Origin of the sequence: Shigella sp. FC1967, from assembly GCF_001743005.1 — a bacterium.
Lineage (GTDB): Bacteria > Pseudomonadota > Gammaproteobacteria > Enterobacterales > Enterobacteriaceae > Proteus.
The window spans coordinates 1-3,023 of sequence record NZ_MIIZ01000811.1; the positions used below are offsets into that span (position 1 = coordinate 1).

Below are 3,023 nucleotides of genomic sequence, written 5' to 3' on the forward strand. Positions count from 1 at the left end.
AAAGAATTAATTCATCATTCTTCGCCTTCTAATTTATATCTACTAAATTATTTTATAGCATATTACGAATAACATAATGTAATATGCCGCCGTGTTGGAAATAGGCTAATTCCGTTTGAGTATCAATACGACAACGCGCCATAATTGTTTCGGTACGATTATCAGCAAAAGTAATATTCACTGCGACATTTTGGCTCGGTGTTAATGCATTAAGTCCTGTGATCTCAATTTTCTCATCACCTTTTAAACCTAATGTTTGACGTGTAACGCCTGCTGGGAATTCTAGCGGTAAAACGCCCATACCGATTAAGTTGGAACGGTGAATACGCTCAAAAGAGCCTGCGATAACAGCCCTCACACCTAATAAACGCGTTCCTTTCGCTGCCCAATCTCGGCTAGAACCAGAACCATATTCATTACCTGCAATAATCACTAACGGCGTATCTTCTTGCTGATAACGCATTGACGCATCATAAATAGCCAGTGTTTCACCCGTTGGAATATGCTTGGTAAAACCACCTTCTATTCCTGGCACCATTTCGTTACGGATACGAATATTAGCAAATGTGCCTCGCATCATGACTTCATGATTGCCACGCCTTGAACCATAAGAGTTAAAATCTTTCGGTTCAACACCATGTTCACGCAAATAACGTCCAGCAGGACTATCTGCCTTAATATTACCAGCTGGTGAAATATGATCCGTGGTCACTGAATCACCTAAAATAGCCAAAATACGGGCTTGATGAATATCTTTAATCGGAGCGGGTATCTTTGACATTCCTTCAAAGAAAGGGGGATGGCGAATATAGGTAGAGTCTGGTTGCCAACCATAGACTGGCGTGTCTTGTGTTTGCAGTGATTTCCACGTTTCATCACCTTCAAACACCGCGGAGTACTCTTTATGGAACATCTCTGTTTTAACTTTCTCAACAGCATCAGCAATAGCTTTACTGTCAGGCCAAATATCTTTTAAATAAACAGGAGCCCCTTGTTTATCTTTGCCTAGTGGCTCTTTAGTAAGATCGATATTCATATTTCCTGATAAAGCATAAGCAACCACTAAAGGTGGTGATGCTAACCAGTTGGTTTTCACTAGGGGATGAATTCGACCTTCAAAATTACGATTGCCCGATAAGACAGCAGCAATCGTTAGATCATTATCTTTAATCGCACTTTCAATCGGTGCTAATAAAGGTCCTGAGTTACCAATACAGGTTGTACAACCATATCCCACAAGATTAAACCCTAACTCATCAAGATAAGGCGTTAATCCTGCTAGATTAAGATAATCTGTGACCACTTTAGAGCCCGGAGCCAAAGAAGACTTAACCCAAGGTTTACGCTGCAAGCCTTTTTCTACCGCATTTTTAGCCAGCAATCCAGCAGCCATTAAGACATTAGGGTTTGAGGTGTTGGTACATGATGTGATCGCTGCAATAACAACAGCACCATCGGTCAATTCAAAGGCTGGATAATTATCAATTTTTACTTGAGGAAATGCCGTCAGCGGTTTCTTATTCGCTTCAAGATCGACTGCCGCTTTAAATGCCTTAGGTACACTCGGTAGATTAACTCTATCTTGAGGACGTTTAGGCCCCGCAAGGCTTGCTTCAACGGTGCCCATATCTAACGATAATTTTGACGTAAAGATAGGTTCATCGCCTGTATGTCTCCATAGACCTTGCTCTTTGCTATAAGCTTCAACAAGTGCAATGTCTTGTTCTTCACGTCCAGTTAAACGTAAATAATCAAGGGTGATATCATCTATTGGGAAAAATCCACAGGTTGCGCCATACTCTGGCGACATATTCGCTATTGTTGCACGATCGGCTAAAGGTAATGACGCCAAACCATCGCCATAGAACTCCACAAATTTACCTACAACACCATGAGCGCGTAACATCTGTGTGACGGTTAATACCAAATCAGTAGCCGTGATCCCTTCACGTAATTTTCCGGTCAGTTTAAAACCAACAACATCGGGAATTAACATTGAGATAGGTTGACCTAACATTGCGGCTTCTGCTTCAATCCCACCTACACCCCAACCTAAAACGCCAAGGCCATTGATCATTGTGGTATGAGAATCCGTGCCAACTAAAGTATCAGGATAAGCCACATGATGCCCATTCTGGACTTCAGACCAAATAGCTTTGCCTAAGTACTCAAGATTGACCTGATGGCAAATTCCTGTACCTGGTGGCACAACACGAAAGCGTTCAAAGGATTGTTGTCCCCAACGTAAGAAAAGGTAGCGCTCATGGTTACGCGCCATTTCAATTTCCACGTTCTCAGCAAACGCATTTTTACTGGCATATTCATCAACCATAACAGAGTGGTCAATAACTAAATCAACAGGCGATAATGGATTAACTTTATCCACTTGCCCACCCAATGATTTCACTGCTTCACGCATAGCCGCTAAATCAACAACCGCAGGAACGCCTGTAAAATCTTGCATTAGCACCCTTGCAGGCCGATACGCAATTTCACGTGATGCATGAGCGTTTTTTTGCCACTCAACTAATGCCTTAATATCCTCTTCAACAACCGTATCATTGTCGAGATAACGCACTAAGTTCTCTAATAATACTTTCAACGATTTAGGAAGACGAGTAATGTCGCCTAATTGGCGGGCAACTTCTGAAAGGCGGTAATACTCGTACTCTTGAGATCCGACTAAGAGCGTGGAATGGCTCTCTTTTTTCAAACGTAACGACATAGCTTCTCCTTATTATTTTTATACTGACAGCATGTTTAAACTATCAAAATAGGTAAGGGTATTTATTAAACATATCATATAACGCTGAATTTCGCTTAAAGACCACACAATTTGTTAACACGATGTTATAACTGTCATAGTGTTAATAAATTATAGTCTCTAGATTTTCACTTTAATTCGGCTTTAATGAGGAAGGTATAACTGTGTAAGGATGCTATTTATGAATAACAAGCAATCTGATTTACTAAAAAATATTATGAATGCCGATCACTATTTTGCTGAGCCTATTACCCCCCTT

The 3,023-nt window shown here is 40.9% G+C and carries 1 protein-coding gene; it reads right to left on the bottom strand.

Annotated elements, in window-relative coordinates; translation table 11 throughout:
- Positions 1 to 52: 52 nt before the first annotated feature.
- Positions 53 to 2,725, bottom strand: a complete 2,673-nt coding sequence (gene acnA / locus BHE89_RS13555) for an aconitate hydratase AcnA (protein ID WP_069369233.1) — start codon at positions 2,723 to 2,725, stop codon at positions 53 to 55.
- Between the last annotated feature and the right edge of the window lie 298 nt (positions 2,726 to 3,023).

Bases quoted from the DNA above. Each gene is read 5' to 3' on its own strand.
- acnA (WP_069369233.1), bottom strand. From the start codon at position 2,725: ATGTCGTTACGTTTGAAAAAAGAGAGCCATTCCACGCTCTTAGTCGGA.